Annotated in this window: 18 protein-coding genes and 1 pseudogene; 13 read left to right on the top strand and 6 right to left on the bottom strand. The window is 40.4% G+C overall.

Annotated features, from left to right (window positions below; translation table 11 throughout):
* Positions 1 to 12: 12 nt before the first annotated feature.
* A complete protein-coding gene (locus COD92_RS09875; RefSeq protein ID WP_098527350.1) occupies positions 13 to 369 on the bottom strand; it encodes a PspA/IM30 family protein in 357 nt (118 codons plus the stop codon).
* A 430-nt stretch (positions 370 to 799) separates the two neighbouring features.
* Here COD92_RS09875 and COD92_RS09870 point away from each other — a divergent pair, with 430 nt between their 5' ends.
* From COD92_RS09870 to COD92_RS09860, 3 genes are all read left to right on the top strand, one after another.
* Positions 800 to 1,600 carry a basic amino acid ABC transporter substrate-binding protein gene (locus tag COD92_RS09870; protein ID WP_098996232.1) on the top strand — a complete coding sequence of 267 codons (801 nt, stop codon included), beginning with the start codon at positions 800 to 802 and terminating at the stop codon, positions 1,598 to 1,600.
* A 99-nt stretch (positions 1,601 to 1,699) separates the two neighbouring features.
* The gene (locus COD92_RS09865; RefSeq protein WP_098527348.1) at positions 1,700 to 2,356 is read left to right on the top strand and encodes an amino acid ABC transporter permease; all 657 of its coding nucleotides are present in this window, start codon (positions 1,700 to 1,702) and stop codon (positions 2,354 to 2,356) included.
* Positions 2,353 to 3,075: an amino acid ABC transporter ATP-binding protein gene (locus COD92_RS09860; RefSeq protein ID WP_098527347.1), complete on the top strand. Its 723-nt coding sequence runs from the start codon at positions 2,353 to 2,355 to the stop codon at positions 3,073 to 3,075. The genes COD92_RS09865 and COD92_RS09860 overlap by 4 nt, the downstream gene beginning before the upstream one ends.
* Positions 3,076 to 3,141: 66 nt before the next feature.
* On the opposite strand, the gene COD92_RS09855 is transcribed toward COD92_RS09860, so the two are convergent.
* Together COD92_RS09855 and COD92_RS09850 are read right to left on the bottom strand one after the other, a co-directional pair.
* Positions 3,142 to 3,402, bottom strand: coding sequence for a zinc ribbon domain-containing protein (locus tag COD92_RS09855; RefSeq protein ID WP_098527346.1), 261 nt, complete (start codon positions 3,400 to 3,402; stop codon positions 3,142 to 3,144).
* Between the two features lie 15 nt (positions 3,403 to 3,417).
* A complete protein-coding gene (locus tag COD92_RS09850; RefSeq protein WP_098527345.1) occupies positions 3,418 to 3,927 on the bottom strand; it encodes a hypothetical protein in 510 nt (169 codons plus the stop codon).
* Between the two features lie 372 nt (positions 3,928 to 4,299).
* Between COD92_RS09850 and COD92_RS09845 the strand changes: the two genes are divergently transcribed.
* A complete protein-coding gene (locus COD92_RS09845) occupies positions 4,300 to 7,053 on the top strand; it encodes a dynamin family protein (RefSeq protein WP_098527344.1) in 2,754 nt (917 codons plus the stop codon).
* A gap of 348 nt (positions 7,054 to 7,401) precedes the next feature.
* Here COD92_RS09845 and COD92_RS09840 read toward each other — a convergent pair whose 3' ends face one another.
* Positions 7,402 to 8,364, bottom strand: a complete 963-nt coding sequence (locus COD92_RS09840) for a D-2-hydroxyacid dehydrogenase (protein ID WP_098527343.1) — start codon at positions 8,362 to 8,364, stop codon at positions 7,402 to 7,404.
* 355 nt (positions 8,365 to 8,719) lie between these two features.
* On the opposite strand from COD92_RS09840, the gene COD92_RS09835 reads away from it, so the two are divergent.
* Complete coding sequence (locus COD92_RS09835; protein WP_098527342.1) at positions 8,720 to 9,487, top strand: 3-hydroxyacyl-CoA dehydrogenase; 768 nt, start codon at positions 8,720 to 8,722, stop codon at positions 9,485 to 9,487.
* Between the two features lie 104 nt (positions 9,488 to 9,591).
* Positions 9,592 to 10,005 (top strand): VOC family protein, encoded by a 414-nt coding sequence (locus tag COD92_RS09830; protein WP_098996231.1) that lies wholly within the window; start codon positions 9,592 to 9,594, stop codon positions 10,003 to 10,005.
* A gap of 52 nt (positions 10,006 to 10,057) precedes the next feature.
* Here the strand turns inward: COD92_RS09830 and COD92_RS09825 are convergent, their stop codons facing one another.
* The gene (locus COD92_RS09825) at positions 10,058 to 10,264 is read right to left on the bottom strand and encodes a zinc ribbon domain-containing protein (protein WP_098527340.1); all 207 of its coding nucleotides are present in this window, start codon (positions 10,262 to 10,264) and stop codon (positions 10,058 to 10,060) included.
* 362 nt (positions 10,265 to 10,626) lie between these two features.
* On the opposite strand from COD92_RS09825, the gene COD92_RS09820 reads away from it, so the two are divergent.
* The 5 genes from COD92_RS09820 (at position 10,627) to recQ (ending at position 18,072) form a co-directional block, all read left to right on the top strand.
* The gene (locus COD92_RS09820; RefSeq protein WP_098996230.1) at positions 10,627 to 11,772 is read left to right on the top strand and encodes an acyl-CoA dehydrogenase family protein; all 1,146 of its coding nucleotides are present in this window, start codon (positions 10,627 to 10,629) and stop codon (positions 11,770 to 11,772) included.
* Positions 11,773 to 11,784: 12 nt separating this feature from the next.
* Positions 11,785 to 12,945: a thiolase family protein gene (locus tag COD92_RS09815; RefSeq protein WP_098527338.1), complete on the top strand. Its 1,161-nt coding sequence runs from the start codon at positions 11,785 to 11,787 to the stop codon at positions 12,943 to 12,945.
* A 117-nt stretch (positions 12,946 to 13,062) separates the two neighbouring features.
* Positions 13,063 to 14,634: a fatty acid--CoA ligase gene (locus COD92_RS09810; RefSeq protein ID WP_098996229.1), complete on the top strand. Its 1,572-nt coding sequence runs from the start codon at positions 13,063 to 13,065 to the stop codon at positions 14,632 to 14,634.
* 14 nt (positions 14,635 to 14,648) lie between these two features.
* Positions 14,649 to 15,743 (top strand): CaiB/BaiF CoA transferase family protein, encoded by a 1,095-nt coding sequence (locus COD92_RS09805; RefSeq protein WP_098996228.1) that lies wholly within the window; start codon positions 14,649 to 14,651, stop codon positions 15,741 to 15,743.
* Positions 15,744 to 15,948: 205 nt separating this feature from the next.
* The gene (recQ, locus tag COD92_RS09800) at positions 15,949 to 18,072 is read left to right on the top strand and encodes a DNA helicase RecQ (RefSeq protein WP_098527335.1); all 2,124 of its coding nucleotides are present in this window, start codon (positions 15,949 to 15,951) and stop codon (positions 18,070 to 18,072) included.
* 178 nt (positions 18,073 to 18,250) lie between these two features.
* On the opposite strand, the gene COD92_RS09795 is transcribed toward recQ, so the two are convergent.
* Positions 18,251 to 19,051: a formate/nitrite transporter family protein gene (locus tag COD92_RS09795; RefSeq protein WP_098527334.1), complete on the bottom strand. Its 801-nt coding sequence runs from the start codon at positions 19,049 to 19,051 to the stop codon at positions 18,251 to 18,253.
* 200 nt (positions 19,052 to 19,251) lie between these two features.
* Between COD92_RS09795 and yfkAB the strand changes: the two are divergent.
* Both yfkAB and COD92_RS09785 read left to right on the top strand, forming a co-directional pair.
* A pseudogene (gene yfkAB, locus COD92_RS09790) lies at positions 19,252 to 19,911 on the top strand (radical SAM/CxCxxxxC motif protein YfkAB); the annotation flags it as partial.
* Positions 19,912 to 19,987: 76 nt separating this feature from the next.
* Complete coding sequence (locus COD92_RS09785) at positions 19,988 to 21,517, top strand: recombinase family protein (RefSeq protein ID WP_098996227.1); 1,530 nt, start codon at positions 19,988 to 19,990, stop codon at positions 21,515 to 21,517.
* Positions 21,518 to 21,584 lie beyond the last annotated feature (67 nt).

The raw sequence follows: 21,584 nt of genomic DNA, 5'->3' as shown, positions 1-21,584 counted from the left end.
TCTAATGATGCTTTAAAATTCTCCTTCAAAAGGTGTAAATGGAATGTGGAGGCGATTTTCAATTGCTCTGACTCGTTGATTGACACGTTGGAGCCGTCTTTGTAGTTGGACTACATCCCGCTGGAGCTGATTAATTTCTCTTTCTTGACGTTCATTTTGCCTTTCAAGCTGATTAATTCGACGTTCAAACTGCAGCGGCTGCCGATTTGGGTCGTATTGGTCAATGGGAGCAAAGTGATTTACTTGATCGATTGGAGCATAAGATTGAATTGGTTCTGTTGGACCGTAGGAAGGGTATTGTTCTACTGGAACATAGGTATGATACTCAACTGGCATTTGTGGGCCTTGATAATAACTGTAGGGATTCATTTAGGCATCTCTCCTTATGTGATAGTACCCTATAAATTATGTAATTAAATGTAGTGGGAAACGGCGAATGCCTATAAAGGAAATTTGATTCAGAAAAAGAGCGCTAGTTCGTTATAAATCTATAAATAACTTATGTTTTTCATAATTTTGGAAAACCAGATGTCGTTAAAAACTAGTATTTTTGCTATTGAAATGTTTTGGGTATTATAGGAAAGTATTTCGGTTTTACTACTCTGGAACGTATGATACTAGTGTATTGAGGATAAAAGCTTCTATTAATAGATAGGTGATTTTAGTTTATTAACGTATTAATATAGTAAGAAAATAAAATATTGAATAAAAAAACAAAACAAGTTATAATCACTTATAGTCTTAATATTATTAATCTTGTAAATTTAATATTATATAAAAATAATTAGGAGGTTCAAACATGAAAAAAATTAAGTTAGTTTCAACCCTCATGGTGGTTGGATTACTCCTGCTGCTATCAGCTTGTGGAACAAGTAAAACAGGGAGCAGCGAGAAGAAAACACTTAGAGTTGTAACCGATGCTGCCTATGCACCATTTGAATACCAGGAAAAAGGCAAAGTCGTTGGTTTCGATGTTGATTTTGTTAACGCTGTTGCTAAGGAAGCAGGTTTCAATTTAAACATTGAACATGTTGGCTGGGACCCAATCTTTGTAGAGATCGAAAAGAAGACAGCAGATTTCGCTGTATCTGCGATTACCATCACTCCAGAACGTCAACAGAGCTATGACTTTACTGTTCCATATTTCCTATCCAAAAATGAAATCTTAGTGCCAAAGGGAAGTTCAATTAAGAGTGCGAAGGATTTAGAGGGCAAAAAGATTGCCGTTCAAAATGGAACGACTGGACAGGAAGTAGTCGAAAAATTATTTGGGAAAAATAACCCTAATATTAAGAAGTTTAAAAATAACAATCTAGCCATTCTTGAATTAAAAAATGGCGGAGCTGACGCAGTTGTTGCGGATAACACAGTTATTGAAACATATGTTAAAAATAATCCAAAAGATAATTTCGAATTCATTGAAGACGATACTGCTTTTTCAAAGGAATTTTATGGTCTATTATTACCGAAAGACAGTAAGTTGAAGCCTGAACTAGATAAGGCTGTTAAGGCAGTAATTGACAATGGAACATATGCAAAAATCTATAAAAAGTGGTTTGGGGTTGAACCAGATACCCAAACATTAAAGGACCAACAATAGTACTCTATTGAAATTGCGTAACTTCTATCTAATAGGCAGTTACGCAATTTTTGGTTAATAAACAAACTGGACAGGAACAATCTAAGCGGGGGGATCATAATGGATTTTAGGTGGGATATCATCGTTGATTATGCACCTTTACTTTTAAAGGGTACATTGTTAACGATTGGTTTTTCAATCGCTAGTATTATATTTGGTACCATTCTTGGTTTATTTATTGGATTAGGAAAATTGATGAAAAATAAGCTATATTCTTTGCCGTTTAGATGGTACATTAACTTTTTCCGAGGCACACCATTAATGGTGCAAATTCTATTAATTCATTTTGCTGTTGTACCCGCATTTCTCAGTACCACAAATGCAATTGTGGCAGCCATCCTAGCACTTTCTTTAAACTCGGCTGCATATGTGGCAGAAATCTTCCGCGCCGGAATTCAATCTATTGATAAGGGGCAAATGGAGGCAGCTCGTTCTCTCGGGATGACACATGGACAAGCTATGCGTTATGTTATCTTACCTCAAGCCTTTAAACGGATGATTCCTCCGCTTGGGAATGAATTTATTGTTTTGATAAAGGATTCGTCATTGGCAGCATTGATTGCTGCCCCTGAGTTGATGTACTGGGGACAAGCTATGCAAGGGGAGTATATGCGTCCGTGGGAGCCATATCTTTCATCAGCGGCGATTTATCTAGTGTTAACCTTATCTTTAAACTTCCTATTAGGAAAACTTGAAAGGAGGTTCGCGACAGAATGATTCAGGTGAAAAATTTAAAGAAGTCGTTCGGGACGAATGAGGTCCTCAAAGATATTAATGTTACGGTTAAGCCAAAAGAGGTAGTGGTTGTGATTGGTCCTTCCGGTTCAGGAAAGTCGACGTTTCTTCGCTGCATCAACATGCTTGAAACAATTACGGGTGGACAGGTCCTGATTGAGGGCGTTGATATTACCGATAAAAAAACAGATATCAATAAAATTCGGACCGAAGTTGGAATGGTGTTTCAACAATTTAATCTTTTCCCTCATAAGAAGGTTATTGATAATATTATGCTTGCACCGATGAAGGTTAGAAATATACCTGCGGATAAGGCGAGAGCTAAAGGGATGGAGCTGCTACGTAAGGTCGGTCTTGAGGATAAAGCAGATGCCTATCCTGATTCTTTATCTGGCGGACAAAAGCAGCGGGTAGCGATTGCTAGGGCGCTGGCGATGGAACCGAAGATAATGCTGTTTGATGAACCAACCTCTGCGCTTGACCCAGAGATGGTTGGCGAGGTATTAGAGGTAATGAAGGATCTTGCCAAAGAGGGCATGACGATGGTGGTCGTTACTCATGAAATGGGCTTTGCGAAAGAAGTAGGGGACCGGGTAATCTTTATGGACGGCGGCTTAATAGTAGAAGAAAAAGTTCCAACTGAGTTGTTCGAGAATCCAAAAGAGGAACGGACGAGGGCATTTTTGAGTAAAGTATTATAATTTTTTTATTGGGGGCCGACTAAGGGCTCCTTATTTATTTGATATAAAAAAGAAGTTGACTTCTCATCATCTCTTCCATCTCTCAAGATTATGAATATTTCTTGTAAACATACCAGCAATGAATTTGGGCATTCCAAATTCAACTATCTTCTCTTTTACTCGTTGTTTCATTTCTTCCACCGTTATATTAGGAAGAGTAAATTCGCCATTCATAAAGCAGTGGCTGCAATATTTAATGCTTTTGGTTCCATTTTTCTCCGTTCCGCCGCCTAACTCATCTTTTGCTAAAGGCATCCCACAGCTTTGACAGTTTTTATAAATTCCCATTTTCCACACCCCAATTCAATTCTCAAAATCAAACACTTCGGTAATTTTATCCGCTTTAATCCTGTTTTTGCATAGTTTGAAAAGTTGTCTGATGAAATCTTCCACCCCAGCTGAAGAGGATGGCAATTTAATATGAACGGTTGTCGACCCAAACATTTGCTTAAAATATGCCTTTCTTTGGTCGTTTTTCCCGTCTCGTTTAAAAGGTTTATAGGACCAAACCAGATGGGACCCTTCCTCAAGTTCTTGTATTTGCCGTATTTCAGCACAGGTAGTGGATTTATCATGTGCATAAATAACTAAATAATAGTTGTCATTACGATGCCAATCTATAAATAAAAAATAATAGCCGCTGTCAATTTCTGGGCGGATCACTTCATATGCGGCCAATATTTGCTTGCCATTTGTCCATTGATGAAACTTTGGCAGCATCCCGGCTTCAGTTTCTAGCTTTTTAATCTCAAATGTTATGGGATTAGCTCGTTCAATTTGTCCGATTAAAAAATTTGCTTGACCCTTTTCCAAATAAATATCCCCTTTAAGTATTTGTTAGCATTATACGTTGAAAATCGTAAAAAAAGGAAGCTAGTCTATTTCTATTTTTAACTAAAGAAAAAGGTGATATACTTTGTTTATTGATAATTCTGAAAAAGTGGTAAAACAGGATGAATTTTTTAAAGAAGACCTATCCGTTCAATCAGGGTTAGCGGAAGAGGAGCCAACCCAATCACGTTTGTCTTCAAAATGAAATACAACTGACATCATTTTAAAAAATTCCTTTGTTAGAATCGATATAATTGGGACTTAAAATCCATACATACGTCGAATAGTATATGGAATAAATATGAGTCTTTTCCATATGAATGACATAGAGTGTTTGCAATTGGAGGGAAAGAAATGACGTTAGAAGAGCAGCTAAAACAAAAGACGTATTATAAAATGTTCATTAATGAGCATGAAGACATTCACCCGATCCGCGTTCTTGGCGAAGCGTTTCAGGAGGAGGCAACAAAGGATCTCCCAAACCTATCATCAATACGCTTTGCCCAAGGGGAAGTGTATTTTCACCATAAAGACTATGAAGCGGCTATTTTTAAATGGGAAAACATTACCGAAGAACTTGAGCCATGGGCAAAGAAAAATACAGCTGATGCCTATTATGAATTAGGTTTGCTGTCGACTGCAGAGGATATTTACACTACTATCTCATCAGATAATGCTACCTTAAACACTGAAGTCGCATTACAGCTATTTTCTCTGTATATCGAACGCGGCAAGAACGACGCGGCGGTTGCAACAATAAAAAGGACAATTGCGTCTAATCCGGAGTACCCGAACGTTACCGAAATCGCCAGGGCATTTTTTGAAGGACAGCAGGACTGGAATAATGCGGTTGATTTGGCAGTATCCGAAGCCATGCGCTCGGAGGATTTAAATTGGATTAACGTATTAAATACCTATGTAGACAAAGGTGTCACAAAGGGCCATGCGCCCAGCTATTTTACCCCAGCCTTAATTCGCTTGTTTCAACTTGATAAGGAAAAATTTGAACAACTCGTATCTTCATTATGGAAAAGCTACGAACACGAAGAATCTTATTTTACTTGGATCAGAGAAATCAACCAGCTATTATTACAACTTGACCTAGAAAGAGAAGATAATTGGCATGAGCTGTCAAGGCTTCATAAAAATTCTTATTTCAACTTGATAGAAGGCAGATATTTTATAAAAATGCTGCAAGAATTTATCCCAGACATGTTAACCAATTGGCTTCGCTTAGCGGATGAAAGAAATGTCGTGTTATCATCTGCTGCTGTGCTTTCTTGGAACGAATTGTTTCCTACTACTATCAGTTTATCCATTGTTTCCGAGGCGGAAAAGCTAATTAGTATAACAGAGACGGACATTGATGAACTTGAGGAAAGCCTGTCATTATTTGACGCCATTATTGATTGGGCGGCAGCACATGATATGGGTGAGAATAACCGGTTTAAATGGCTTGTCGATCAATTAGTGGATTTTGATAGACAGCACTTGCTTATTACCGGGTTAACGGGGAGTGGTAAATCCACTTTTATTAATACTGTTCTTGGAGATGACCTTCAGGACAGCCCAACTTCTTCTATTGTCATGTTTAAAGACGGGAAAGAAGAGGAAATAACTGAAATAACGGATCGAGAGATTTCTAGATTAGATGGCTTTGCGGAATTTCAGGAGCGGATGGACCGCCGACGTAATGCTTTAGAATCGATTATTGAATTTAGAAGTCCAAACGGATTTTTGCAGGAAAATAAAGTGGCTTTTATAGATACCCCAGGTTTAAAGGGAAACCACAATGACCGCTATGAAGTATTGAAAAACCTGCAAGTTGCCGACGCTGTCTTGTTTGTGCTTGATGGTAACGCTCCGTTTAGAGACAAAGAAAGAGGAATATTGGTGCAGATTCAGGAATTAGCACCTGATATTCCGGTTCATTTTCTGCTTAGCAAAATGGATACGATTGTGGGTGAGCAGGAAGCGGTTAGAATATATCAAGAAACCGAGTCCTTGATTCATTCCATATTGCCGGATGCAACCGTTTTTGCCTTTTCATCACAATATGAGAGAGGTCAGCAGTTAAAGGATATAAAAGAGTTTATTCAGTCGATAAAAACTACTAGAAACCTAGAGGATAGACGACTAGCTAAGCTGTTATATTTTATCCGAACCATTATTGCAAACCTATTGCAAAAACGGATTGATGTGGAAGATCAACTGGTAGAATCAATCCGCTGGAATGAAGAAATGTACACGAAATTAAATGGGGCTGTAAATCAGGTTAAGGATACAGAAGTACAAAAAACAAGAGCGATTACGAAATCCTACCGGACAATCAGGGAATCAATTCAACAGGATATTGCCAAGACAGTTCCAGCTATGTTAAAAGAATGCTCTGCGCTTATTAAAGAGGACAGCAACTTTAGTAATATTCATCTGGAATTGAACGATGAAATGAATCGCAGATTACAAGAATACTTGGAACAAACGGTTATGCCTAAATTCTATTCTTCCTTACAGGATTGGATTTCCCATAGCAAAGAGGAGTTTGACCAGGCACAGGAATTTTTAAATGAGATGGGGGACGGCTTTAACCAGATGTACGGGGAGGAGCACCTCGCGCTTGTTTGTGATTTCAAGGTGCTAGATGATTGGCTCCGCGATACGGATCGTATGACAAGCCGGTTCCAGCTTGAAAACGTCAATATCCTCCTCCGCCGAACGCCGTCGCAATTTTTACTGAAGAGTGCCGGGAGATTATTCGGGGCGATTTCGCAAAACAAAGCAATGCTTTATAACAAGTACAAAGCATTTGTGGAAAATGAGGACTACGCTGAAACAATTGACGAAGTTAGTAAGCAATTTTTCCAACCGTTTGAGCTGTTTGAAAAATCACTAGAGCGGGATGTAACTTTATTTTTCAAGAGTTCGTTAAGGAATTTAGAAGCAGCTGTTGAAGAAGCTAAGTTAGGAATTGAGTCAAACCAGGACCTGCTTAACAAAATGAATACTAATCCAGAAATGTTCCGTGATCCGTTAACACTTTTCGGGGTAAGACTCCGACAATTCGAATGGATGACTGTGGCTGGAAAAGGAATACAAACTGTATATTAATCAGGAAGATGTCCAAGGGGCATCTTCTTTTTTTTTTGATGCGCCGTGCATTGCGATAAACTAGACGGTGAAAGTTCGTTATGGGGGTAGATAGCGACCTGGTTGCCAATAGAACTTATTGACGACCGTAAATCAAAAAACTCATAACAAAAAACATTCCGGTCGATGAAACCGGAATGTTTTTTTGTTATGAATGTTATTTTTTCTCAGATAACCACTTGGCAATTTTCTCTGAATCTTCGTTAGAGAGTAAATTACTTGCATCATGCCTCTGCCGTCCTTAACAATCTTGAGGATATTTATTAGCTTTTCTAACAGAAAACAGGTTGGTTTAAAAGAGCCTTTTTTTTAATATCCTTTTCTAAAATTCACTAGATTAATGCTTGGTGTCTTTCCAGATAGATAGGTTTCTAAATTGGGAATTAGGATGTTTTCAACGACCCGTCTATTATAGTGCTCGGTTGCCCCGGAGGTGTGCGGGGTAATAATGACGTTGTCCATTTCCCATAAGGGACTTTCTGAACTTAGCGGTTCTGTTTCAAAAACATCCAGACCTGCACCAGCAATCGTGCCTTCTTGTAAAGCGGCAATCAAATCCTCTTCAACCACGATTTCACCACGGCCAATATTGATAAAAAAGGCAGACGGTTTCATTTGATTAAATTGCTGTACTCCAAATAAGTGATGGGTTTCAGGTGTATGCGGCAGGGTGACGACCACGTAATCACATTTTGGCAGCACCTGATCTAATTGATCTGGTGTATACATTTCATTAACATAGTCAGATGGTTTCCCTGAGTGCCTGACACCAAGTACCGTCATTCCAAATGCTTTAGCAATTTTAGCTGTTTCTTTTCCAATTTCACCAACGCCAATTACTCCAATCGTTTTTTCATGGATTTCCAGGCTTAAGTGAGCATGGTCCCATGTTTTCGTTTGTTGATTTTTTACATAGGTATGAATTTTTCTTGTTAATCCAAGCATTAGGGCAAAAATTGTTTCAGAGATCGGATAAGCATGTACACCATTGGCACTTGTTACTCTAATATTTTTTGATTGCAGTCTCTCAAGGGGCAAAGAATCGACGCCGGCACTCCAGGTTTGCAGCCACTTCAGGTTTGACTCAGGGGCAAGGCAATAATCGGCTAATTCTTTTCTCCAGCCGGCAATGATTTCTGCATCCTGCGCATGTTCCTTCCAAACCGCTGGCTCTTTGCTAACGATTACATCCCAATCAGGGACGATGTCTTTAATTTTTTCTATGTATTCCTGTTTTAAGTTTTGTGTAATGACTATTTTCCGGTTGCTCATTTAACTCCCACCTTTATGTTGATATAGACTAATCATATCGTATATATAATTAAATATTAATAGTTTCTTTGAACTGGGTGGTGTTCAAATTTAGATACTTTTGTTTGTCCGCTCTCCAAATTGCTACGGCGGAATTTTTGTTCATGAGGACAAGAATAGCTTGTATCAACAGGTTTATGTCCGTATGAAAGATCCATGAGGACAAGAATAGCTTGCGGTTACAGCTTTTTGTCTGCAAGAACAATCCAAAAAAAATTGAACAGTATTGCACTCTCATGTAGCCCGTGCAAAAACCTCATCTAGCATAAAACTTGCAAACTATGAATATGAAAATGAATATGAGGAGGATGAATATATGCAAATACAAACATGCAGGGCCATTGTAACAGGGGGAGCCTCGGGTCTTGGAGAGGCGACCGTTCGCCATATCATTAGAATGGGTGGAAAAGCTGTAATTCTCGATCAATCAGAGGATAATGGTGTGCGTCTTCAGAGTGAATTAGGTGAAGCAGCTTTATTTTTAAAAGCAGATGTGACCAAAGAAGAGGATATCCAAGAGACTGTTAATCAAGCTGCCGATTTCTTAGGTGAAATAAACACGGTAGTAAACTGTGCGGGGATTGGGATTGCTAATAAAGTACTAGGCAAGAAGGAAGTACATAATCTTGCGCTCTTTTCTAAGGTGATCCAAGTCAATTTAATCGGAACCTTTAATGTAATCCGTTTGGCAGCTGAGAAAATGGCAGGAAATAAAGTGAATGAACAAAACGAGCGCGGCGTTATTATCAACACGGCTTCTGTGGCCGCCTTTGACGGACAAATCGGCCAGGCTGCCTATAGTGCCTCTAAAGGAGGGATTGTCGGCATGACCCTGCCGATTGCCAGAGAGTTAGCCCGTTACGGGATTCGCGTAATGACGATTGCACCGGGATTGTTCCACACACCAATGTTTGATACTCTCTCGGAAGATACAAGGATTTCATTAGGGAAAATGGTGCCGTTTCCTCCACGGCTAGGCTATCCGAGCGAATACGCACAGCTCGTTCAAAGCATAATCGAAAACTCTATGCTAAATGGGGAAACCATCAGGCTCGATGGAGCAATCAGGATGCAGCCTAAGTAATATGATGGAAGGGACGACGAACAGTCATCCCTTTTTAGTTATGAATTCTATTTCATTCGTGTCATAATGGAGGTAAATCGTTTACAAGAAAAGGAGAGGAACTAATGATAAAACAGTTTTGGATTAACCTCCCGGTAAAGAATATAAATCAATCAAAAGAATTTTATAGTAAACTTGGATTTTCAGTACACACTCGAGCTGACCAAATCGACCAAGCACAACTAGTGATTGGCAATACCGATACTTCGATTATGCTTTTTCCAGAGGCAACCTTCAAACATTTTATAAGGCATGAAATTGCTGATACGAAGCTGGCTTCTGAAGTATTGCTTTCTTTTGATGCGGAGAGTCGAGAAGAAGTAGAAAGAATAGCCGAATTAGCGGTAAATGCGGGAGGTACATTATATGGTGAACCTTCTGAGATACAGGGCTGGATGTATGGATGCGGCTTTACTGATCTCGACGGTCATAGGTGGAATGTCCTGTATATGGATATGGCTAGGATGCCAAAAAATTAAACTTATAAAATTGGAGGGATTCCCCATTAGGAGAATCCCTTACTTAAAAAAATCATCCTCCAAAGAACAAATCAAGAATGTTCGAAGCGGTCGATGTTTTTTTATTATAAAACTCTGAATATCCGCAGTTCTTACAAAAAACAACTGTGAATGTGTTGTGCTGAAGGTCAAACATTTTTGATAGTCCTGTTCCTGTCATTGCTACATCTTTCGTGCCAGTATCCCTGCTTCCGCATTTAATACATCCTTTTTCACTCATTACAATCAACTCCAAATTTAGATATCTCAAAATATTTACGATTGAAGTAAGAAAAAGTTGCTAACCAAATGTAAAAATATTCTAAATCATCCTGCTTTTTTGGTACAATAGAGATATGTGAGTGAAGCCATGATCCAATATCAGGATAAGGTTTGGGAGTTTTTTACCAATAATTGTAGAATTGTTCTTTGTTTTTGTTGAATTATTGTTTTCTTCGTAGAATTACCCTTTACTTTTGTAGAAAAAAGCTTAGATTTGTAGAATAACCGTAGGAATTTGTAGACTCCATTCAAAATCATCGTAATCTAAAAATCACATCAAAAAAGTAAGCGTTTACAAATCCTGAGAGGGAGGTTACTAGAATGAAACATCCATACTTAAACGAAGATCATGAAATTTTTCGCCAGTCATTAAGAAAGTTTTTAGAAAAAGAAGCATATCCCTTCTATGAACAGTGGGAAGAAAATCGTATGATTCCTCGGTCGTTCTGGAAAAAGATGGGGAAGCAAGGCTTTCTGTGTCCGGATATCGACGAAAAGTATGGCGGCAGCGAAGTCGACTGGGGATTTGCCGTAGTCATCAATGAGGAGCTTGAACGAGTAGGATCAGGCTTAGTTGGCATCGGGCTCCATAATGATATTGTCATTCCTTATATCACCTCTTACGGAACGGACGAACAAAAGCAGCGCTGGCTGCCGAAGTGTGTAACAGGCGATATTATTACAGCAATCGCTATGACCGAACCCGGAACTGGCTCAGATTTAGCCAACATAAAAACTACAGCCAAACTGGACGGTGACTATTATATCGTCAATGGTCAAAAGACCTTTATCACGAACGGAATCCAATCTGATTTGATTGTTGTTGCGGTTAAAACAGACACCCAAGCAGTTCCCAAACATAAAGGAGTGAGTCTCCTCGTGATTGAGCGGGATACACAGGGGTTTTCTCGAGGAGGAAAACTGAACAAAGTCGGTCTGCATTCACAGGATACAGCTGAATTAATTTTTGAAGACTGCCGTGTCCCAAAGAACAACCTGTTGGGAGAGGAGGGCAAAGGCTTTCTCTATTTAATGGAAAAACTTCAACAGGAACGCCTTCTTGTCGCGATTGGGGCGCAAACGGCCTCAGAAGTTATGCTCAAGACGACGATTGACTATGTAAAAAGCAGGGAAGCTTTTGGAAAGCCAGTTAGCCAATTTCAAAATACCCAGTTTAAGATTGTCGAAATGGCAACAGAAATTGAAATGGGCAGAGCCTTTTTAGATCAGTTAATTGCAGAACACATTGAAGGGGAGAATGTGGTAGCGAAGGTGTCGATGGCCAAATGGAAACTGACGGATATAGCTAAACGTGTCGCTTCCGAATGCATGCAGCTCCACGGCGGTTATGGCTATATGGAAGAATACGAGATTGCGAGGCGTTTCCGAGATATCCAGGTTTCAAGTATTTACGCCGGAACAAACGAAATCATGAAAACGATTATTGCAAAAGATCTAGGATTATAGGGGGAAATAATCATGCGTGAAGTTGTTATTGTAGAAGGCGTTCGTACACCGGTAGGAAGAAAAAATGGGGTATTAAAGGATATCAGGCCCGATGACCTGGCAGGTTTAACCCTAAAAGAGCTCGTTAACAGGGCCGGAATCAATCCAGCAATCATTGATGATGTTATTTTAGGATGCGTGACTCAATCGGGAGAGCAGGCTGGTGATATTGCCCGGGTTGCTGCATTAATTGCTGGGTTCCCTATCGAAGTTCCTGGAACAACAATTGACCGTCAATGCGGCTCTAGCCAGCAAGCCGTTCACTTTGCGGCACAAGCGATCCTCTCCGGCGACATGGATGTGGTCATCGCTGGCGGTGTTGAAAGCATGTCCCGTGTTCCAATGGGATCCAATTACAAGGGGGCAGAAGAGCCATTTAGCCCGACGTTAAGGTCAAAGTATGAAATGATTCACCAAGGTCTATCGGCCGAGAGGATTGCTGAAAAATATGGGTTTACCCGTGCTGAACTTGACCAATTCGCACTAGAGAGCCACCAGAAGGCCCTAAAGGCGCAAGAAGAAGGATATTTTTCGAGAGAGATTTTTCCAATTGAAGTGACCCTTCCTGACGGAACAAAGGCTGTTATTAAGGATGATTCTGGTCCAAGAAAAGGAACTTCTCTTGAAGCATTAGCCGGTCTCCGTCCAGCGTTTAAAGAAGATGGGGTCATTCATGCCGGGAATTCCAGCCAAATTAGTGACGGTGCTGCCGCCTTATTACTGATGTCACGGGAAAAAGCAGAAGTACTCGGTTTGAAACCTCGTTTTCGAGTCCACACACGTGTGGTCGTTGGATCAGACCCAACCTTAATGCTGACAGGACCGATCCCGGCGACACAAAAGGCGCTTGTAAGATCAGGCCTTTCGATTGGTGATCTGGATGTATTTGAAGTCAATGAAGCCTTTGCGCCTGTTACGCTGGCATGGTTGAAGGAGACTGGTGCCGACCCTAGGAAGCTGAATCCGAACGGAGGTGCGATTGCCTTAGGCCATCCATTAGGCGGCAGTGGTGCACGTTTAATGGTTACGATGATGCATGAGCTTGAACGGACAGGTGGGCGATATGGTTTGCAAACCATGTGTGAAGGTCATGGAATGGCGAATGCGACTATTATTGAACGGTTGCAACGTTAAAAAACGATTCGCTGATAAACTGAAAAAATCGCTGATAACCAAATATCATCCTAATCCTAATGAATAAATAAAGGCAGTCCCTACTGCCCTTAAGTTTAAAAAATTGGAGGCGGCCTAATGAGTACGACGATTGGTAAAATCTTTGATTTAACAGTGAAAAAGTTCCCGAACAAACCGGCCATTTACGATGTCAGAAAAAATGTCCGTTACACCTATCAGGAGTGGAGCGAACAAGTAAACCGGCTAGCCAATGCGCTACTCAAAGAAGGGGTGAAAAAAGGAGACCGCGTATCAACCTTCATGTTTAATACCGAAGAATTAGGTACAGCCCTGTTTGCCTGCGCCAAAATCGGAGCGGTATTTAATCCAATTAATTTCCGTTTAATGCAGGAGGAGGTTGCCTTTATTCTCTCAGATGCTACCCCGAAAATCGTACTTTTTGAAAGGGCACTGGAGCCTGTAATTGAGGCCATCGCAGCCCGATTTGATAAAACTGCCTTTTGGTTTATCGATGAAAATAAGCCTGACTATGCCGCATCGTATCAAGAAAAACTGGCAGAAGCTTCTACTGAGGACAAAAAAATAGAGGTAAAAGAATCTGATATCTATGCGTTTATCTATACAAGCGGAACAACCGGAAGACCAAAAGGTGTGATGCATACACACCGCAATATGGTGGACCAAAGTGTATTGTGTATCGCCGCAGAAAAGCTTGAAGTAAACGATGTCGGTCTGGTAACAGCACCGATGTTTCATTGTGCTGAACTCCATTGTGCCTTTATCCCGAGGGTCCATGTCGGGGCGAGTAATGTCATTTTGCATCAATTTAATCCTAAGATGATCCTAAAATTAGTTGAACAAGAAAAAATCACGAAATTATTTGCTGCTCCAACAATGTGGAATATGCTTCTTCAAGAGGATTTAGCTCAATATGAACTCTCCAGTCTGAAACTCGGTCTTTATGGTGCGGCACCCATGGCTCCATCCCTTGTTCACGCGCTGCATGACCGCCTAGGTATCTCTCTAATCCAGGCTTACGGGATGACGGAAATGGGACCTGCCATTACCTTTTTATCAGAGAATGATCAGCTTCGGAAAGCAGGATCTGCCGGGCAAGCAGCTCTCAGTCATGATATTCGAATTGTCCGCACGAGGGAGGATGGCCCCTCAGATCCGGATGATATCGTTCCAGTGGGAGAAACGGGTGAGATTATTGTACAGGGACCATGTATGATGCTTGGATATTTCAACCGTGAAGATGCGACTGAAAAGGCTATGTATAAAGGGTGGTACCACTCCGGCGATATCGGCTACATGGATGAAGAAGGATTCCTTTATGTCAATGACCGTGTCGATGATATGATTATTAGCGGTGGAGAAAATATATATCCAAGGGAAGTAGAAGACCTTTTACATGCTCATCCTAGTGTCCTTGACGTGGCAGTTGTTGGTCAGCCGGATGACCGCTGGGGAGAAACGGTTACCGCTTTTATTGTAAAAAAGAATCCGGTTATTACGGAGCAAGAGCTGGATGAGTATTGTAAAAACAGCGATCAGCTGGCCAATTATAAACGCCCGCGTAAATATGTTTTCTGTGAGTCACTCCCGCGGAATGCGAGCGGAAAAATTCAAAAATTCGTTTTGCGAAAACAATTAGAGGAACTTCTTTCCCCAGACTCCAGCAAATAGAAAGGGTTTTGTCTATGTTAAAAGGAATAAAGGTGATTGATTTTACCAACTATCTTCCGGGACCATTCGCAACTCTTAGACTTGCGGAATTAGGGGCAGAAATTATCAAAGTAGAGTCACCGGAAGGAGATCCAGCCCGGAACACAGGCGTATTAAAGGATAATACTGGCCTTGTTTTTCTAGCGAATAACAGACAAAAGAAGAGTATTGCACTAAATCTGAAGGAAAAAGCTGGCCTGGAGACTGCGCTAAGGTTGATTGCCCATGCTGATGTTGTGATTGAAAGCTTCAGGCCCGGGGTAATGGAAAAACTAGGTCTGGGATATACCGCGGTTCAACAGGTGAAGCCTGATATCATTTACTGTTCTATTTCTGGTTACGGTCAAAATGGCCCGTTAAGTAAACTAGGAAATCATGACATTAATTATATGGCTCTAAGTGGGGTCCTTGCCCAGCTTAAAGATCAACAGGGAAGACCCATCCATCCCTCGATCACTCTTGCCGATTATTTGGGCGGGTTTGCCGCCAATGAGCGGATTTTAGCAGGGCTTGTTTCAAGACTGTTGACAGGAAAGGGAAGCTATCATTCTATTTCCATTACTGATCAACTGGTATCACTTTTGGGAAATCATGTCTTGGTAGAAAAAGAAACAGGTGAAGGAAGCGGTATAAACGTTTTGAACGGCAGTATTATTTCGTATGCGATTTACGAAACGAAGGATCAGCGTTACATGAGCTTAGGGGCCTTAGAGCCAAAATTTTGGAAGAGTTTTTGCCAGGCCCATGGACGCGAGGATTGGATAGGAGCTCATTTTTCCAGAACAGAAGCATCTAACCCAGTCTACCAAGAGCTCATCAACCTTTTTAAAACTAAGACCTTTTTCGAATGGAGTGAATTTGCTCAGGCCGTAGATTGTTGTATGGCACCAGTTCTCGAGGTGGGGGAACTGAGCAAAAATCCGTATTTTAAAGAAAAAGAACTTATTTTTGCATCGTCCTGGGGAGATTATCAGGTTAAAATGCACAGCGATTTAGAGCTCCCGGTGATTGCTCCTCCTCCTAAAAAAGGTGAGCATAAAGCAGAAGTTTTAAATAGTATCTTCATATAAACAAGAGAAAGGCTATCGGAGGGAGCGATAGTCTTTCTTTTTATGGTTAAGAATACTCTCGGATTAAAAAAGGTTGCTCTCGGATAAGCGGAAAGTACTCTAGGCATAAGAATTTTCTCTCTCAGTTTTTTTTATTAATAGAACAGTAGCCGCTCCGAAAGCAGTATAATATAGACAGTTCCTAAAATTGAAAGGAGATACCATTTTGTTTGAACAAGCACTTTCCCTACTAAAAACACACTTCGGTTACAGTTCCTTCCGAAACGGGCAGGAGCAGGCAATCCGGTCGGTACTAACAGGTCAGAATACCATTTGTGTCATGCCGACAGGCGGCGGTAAATCGATTTGCTATCAAATTCCAGCCCTCGTCCTTTCAGGTACCACAATCGTTATTTCCCCATTGATTTCCTTAATGAAGGATCAAGTCGATACCCTCATCCAAGCAGGAATCCCTGCCACATTTATTAATAGCTCGTTAAATTTTTCAGAAGCTAATAGGAGAATAAACGAAGCGAAAGCAGGGAAATACAAGCTATTGTACATAGCGCCGGAAAGATTAGAGTCCTATGATTTTATTGAGGACTTAAGGCAGATGGACATACCATTAGTTGCAGTGGATGAAGCCCACTGTATCTCTCAATGGGGACACGACTTCCGCCCAAGCTACCGTCATATCCAGCAGATGGTTAATAATCTGCCACAAAAACCGGTAGTACTCGCCCTTACAGCAACCGCGACACCAAGGGTTCGGGAAGATATTTGTTATTCTCTCGAAATTGATCAAGCGAATACAATTATCACCGGATTTGAACGGGTAAACTTATCTTTTTCTGTTATTAAGGGGCAGGACCGTCTTAAGTTTCTCCTTGATTATCTAAAAAAGAATCAACAAGAAGCCGGAATTATTTATGCGGCTACAAGGAAAAATGTTGATCAGCTATATGAAAGACTGCGTAAGGAACAAATCAATGCTGCCCGCTATCATGCCGGGATGGGGGATGCAGACCGTGCTCGAGAACAGGAACGATTTTTAGAGGATAAAGCTTCTGTGATGGTTGCCACCTCTGCATTTGGAATGGGTATTGATAAATCCAATATCCGCTATGTCGTTCATTTTCAGATGCCCAAAAATATGGAGAGCTATTATCAGGAAGCAGGACGTGCAGGCCGGGATGGGTTAGATAGTGAATGTATTTTGCTTTATTCTCCTCAGGATGTCCAAGTTCAGCGTTTTCTTATCGATCAATCGAGTGATCGCGGCAGGATAACGCAAGAGTTAGAAAAGCTGCAGCAAATGGCGGATTACTGCCACACGGAAAACTGTCTTCAGGAATTTATTTTAAGATATTTTGGTGAAACAGAAACAGAAAGCTGTGGGAGATGTGGAAACTGCTTAGATTCAAGAAGCAAGGTGGATGTAACGAAAGAGGCACAGATGGTGATGTCTTGTGTGATTCGAATGGGCCAGCGCTTTGGGAAAAATCTAACTGCCCAAGTGCTAACGGGATCAAAAAACAAAAAAGTCTCAGAGATGGGCTTTGATAAGCTGACCACTTATGGAATCATGAAGAATCAGGGTGCAAAAGAAGTAGGCGAATTTATTGAATTCCTAATCTCACAAGAATTAATTGCGATTGAACAAGGGCAATTTCCAACCATCTTTGTCGCGCCAAAAGGCAAGGAGGTCCTCCTGGGCAAGCAGCATGTGTATCGAAGAGAAGCGGTACAGGTTAAACAAGTGTCGAAAAATGATCCATTATTCGAAAGCTTGAGAGAAGTACGTAAACAAATTGCCGAATCGGAAAATGTCCCGCCATTTGTAATTTTCTCGGATGCTGCACTTAAAGATATGTGTGCCAAACAGCCGAAAACTAGTGAGGAATTTTTACAGGTAAGCGGAGTTGGAGAACACAAGCTGCAAAAATATGGACTGGAGTTTATTCAAGCTATTCGTGTGTTTCTTGAGGAGAATCCAGAATATCAAAGTGAAGAAGTACCAGCATCCAATGCACCGAAAAAAACGACCAAAAAGGTCGTTCGTGACTCACATTTAGAAACATATACCTTGTATAAAGAGAATCTCTCTCTCAATGAAATTGCTGAAAAGCGGGATTTATCTCTCAAAACGGTTGAGGAACATATCATCCAATGCGCACAGCAGGGGATGGAGGTTAACTTTACCGCTCTCATTCCCGAGGAGTATCTGCCATTACTAGAGCAGGCGGTAGCAGAAGCAGGAAGGAGCCGCTTAAAACCGATTAAGGAACTACTGCCTGAAGAAGTCAGCTACTTTATGATCAAGGCATATCTTTATTTTTTAAGTAAGTAAGATAAGGCTGGAAAATTTCCAGCCCTTTCTAAATAGTTATATAAATTTCGCTTTGAGAATGGTCCAGCTCCAGGGCCTGGTCAAGGCGCTTCCGCTTTTCTAATTGTCGTAATCTCTCTGATCTTGTGAATATTTCCTTGGAAATTTGTCGAAAGGTAGAACAGGGACCATGACTTAATTAATGCCCCTGCTCCTTATCATACTCAGCTAAAAATGGCTTATTTGCATAATAGTACATCATCGCCATAAACACAGCACCGCCAATTAAATTACCAATCGTGACCGGAACTAAATTATGTACAACCCCTGCCCAAGAAATTGTGCCTGGATGATTTAATACCAAAGCAATAGCGAACGTACACATATTAGCAATACTGTGCTCATATCCAGAAATAAAGAAACAGAATACAAACAACATCATTGCAAACATTTTTGGACCATCTCCTTTTAATCCCATTGGAAGGAAAAAGGCCATACATACGAGCCAGTTACAAAGAATCGCTCTAAAAAATAATTGAGTTGTCGGAACTTGCATTTTTACTTCCACGACATGAAGTAAAAAGCCGTTCACAGATGAATCTGCATAAAGTCCGGTAGTAAAAATAATAAAGGCAAATACCGCAGCTCCCAAGATATTACCAAAGTAACTACAAATCCATAGTTTGATGACATCCACCCAAGCCATTTTCTTACGAAGTGCTGCATAGGTGTAATAAAATGTATTACCCGTAAATAAATCACCGCCTCCATATGCTATTAAAATAATAGCTGCTCCAAAGGTAAGAGCTGCCATAGGATAGGCAAACGGGGAATCTTTTAGATAGAAAAAGTTTCCTGTCTTAAAGGCAACAATAACGCCAAAGCCGATAAACATACTCGCAAGCATTGCCCGTAATAGGTAGCGAAGGATGCTTTGGCGGAATATTTTAATCTTTTTTAAAGCGAGCTTTTCCGCTTCACTTAAAGGCTGCATTTCCATGTAAATTACCACCATTCTAACGTTTAATATTATCTGTATATTGTAAACGAAAGGAGTCAGGATATGTATATTTTTGGCGAATTTTCCTTGAATAGACACATTTGCTGCAACATAAAATTTGTTAACACTTAAAACACCCCATTATTCTAGAAATCAGCTATAATAAAAAGGTTTTGAAGACTGATTTTTAAGGAGTTCAAATGTTGACTAGAAAACAAATCACCCCAAAATATGATCCATGGGAAGCTTATTTAGACATTGAGGAGTATGGGAAGCCGCTGCTTTCGAATATTGAATTCACCACGACAACCCTATGTAATATGCGCTGTGAACACTGTGCAGTTGGCTATACATTACAGTCAAAAGACCCAGACGCACTGCCGCTTGATCTGTTATTAAAAAGATTGGATGAAATTCCGTCATTGCGTTCATTAAGTATTACTGGCGGGGAACCGATGCTCTCCTTATCCTCGGTAAAAAATTATGTTGTACCAGTATTAAAGTACGCTCATGAGCGTGGTGTCCGAACACAAATTAATTCCAACTTAACCCTTGATTTAGGACGTTATGAGCTCATTGTCCCTTATTTAGATGTTTTACATATTTCGCATAACTGGGGCACAGTGGATGATTTTGCTCAGGGCGGTTTTGCAAGGATGGAGAGAAAGCCCGATTTCAAACAACGAGAAGCCTATTTTACGAGAATGATAGAAAACAGCCGTGAACTTGTGAAAGCGGGAATCATGGTATCAGCAGAAACCATGTTAAACAAGCGGACTCTTCCGCACTTAGAGAAAATTCACCGGCAAATTGTTGAAGAGATGTTATGTCAACGGCATGAGGTCCATCCTATGTATCCTATGTTATAAATATTGCAACCATCTAAATACCTGATATAATAGGCTTTAGACAAATATCAGGGAAGGAGTTAAGGAGATGGCAACAGGTCAAAAAAAGCTAGTAGCTATTTATGTCAGAAAGTCAAGGCTAAAAGATGCTGATGCTATTGAGATTGACAGGCAGCTTGAGCTACTTACTGACTATGCAGACAAGAATAACATGGAGTATGAGGTGTTTGCTGAGGAAGGTAGCTCAGAGGATTGGAATAGACCTGAGTTTCAGAGGATGCTCATGGATCTAAAAAGAAATATTTATGATGGAGTGCTTTGTACAGACCAAGATAGGATAACAAGAGATAGAACTGATTTTGGGCTCTTTGTAAGGTTTATGAAAGCTGAGGCTCTACAGTTTTACACTTTAAACAAGACCTATAACTTTATGAATGATGAGGATGTCTTTGTAACAGGTATTCAGTCAGAGATGGATAACCATTTCATGAGAATGACTAAGAGAAAGCTAAGGAGAGGTAGAATACAGGCTATTCAAAAGGGAGTTTATTTTGGGATTGCTCCTTATGGCTATACAAAAGATGAGGCAAAGCATCTCCTCCCTCATCCTACTGAGGCTAAGATTGTAGAGGATATATTTGATATGTATGTTAATCAGGGATTAAATCAGGCTGAGATATGTGAGCAGTTAACTTTGAGAGGCATTAAAACAAGGTCAGGCAAAAACTTTACTCCTAGAGCTACCTCCCTCATATTGTCTAATGTAGCTTACAGAGGGATTGTACATTATGAGCTACAGGGAGAGGATGCAATAACTGTAGAGGAGGCTCATCCTGCTCTAGTAGATGCAGATACTTACAATAAGGCTCAGGAGATTAGAGCTAAGAAAAGGGCAGTACCTCAGAAGTCTCAAAGAGGAATATATACATTATCTAAATTGCTTGTATGCCCAAGCTGTGGGCAAACATTATCCTTTTGCAATAAATATGTAAGCAGGTCATCTAGAAAGACTCTAGATAAGTCTCAGAGAGAGCTATACCTCCTTAACTGTTACTCCTCTATGTCTCAGAGAGCGAAGCAGGAGTTTACAGGAGAGAGATGTAAAAACAATGCTACAAAGGCATCTAGAGTTGAGGAGGTTATCTTTTCTAAGCTCAAAGGGCATCTAACAGACCTAGATGAAAAGATAGAGGCTATTATAGCAGGAGATACATCTTTTTTAAGCTCAGTAGCTAAGAAACAACAGGAGCTAACCCTCCAATATAACAAGCTAGAGGAGCAAAAGAAAAGAGTGCAAGATGGCTTTAAGGCAGGTATTTATGAGGCTGAAGAGGCATCAGAGGAGATTAAGAACATTAAAGAGCAACAACTACAGATAAATAAGGAGCTACAGGGATTAGAGGGAGCTGATGCTAAGTCTGTGGTAGACAAACATAAGAAAGCTAAGGCTAAGATAGAAATGTTATTGTCTATGGATACTGATGCTAACCCTACTAAGGCTAACAAGCTGTTACATGATGTTATTGATAAGGTCTACTACTGGAAAGAGCAGTCAGATAGAGATGGTAAGCCTAAGTCTTTTGAAATAAGAATAGTTTACAAGGGAGAGGAGAGCTGATGCTCTCTTTTTTTATAGTTTAGGAAAATTTATGTAGAAAAGAGGATTTATACCTATTTTGTCGAAT

The sequence above is a fragment of the Bacillus sp. AFS037270 genome (genome assembly GCF_002585305.1).
The sequence above is the reverse complement of the archived record's forward strand: the minus strand, read 5'-3'. Positions and strand labels throughout refer to the sequence as shown.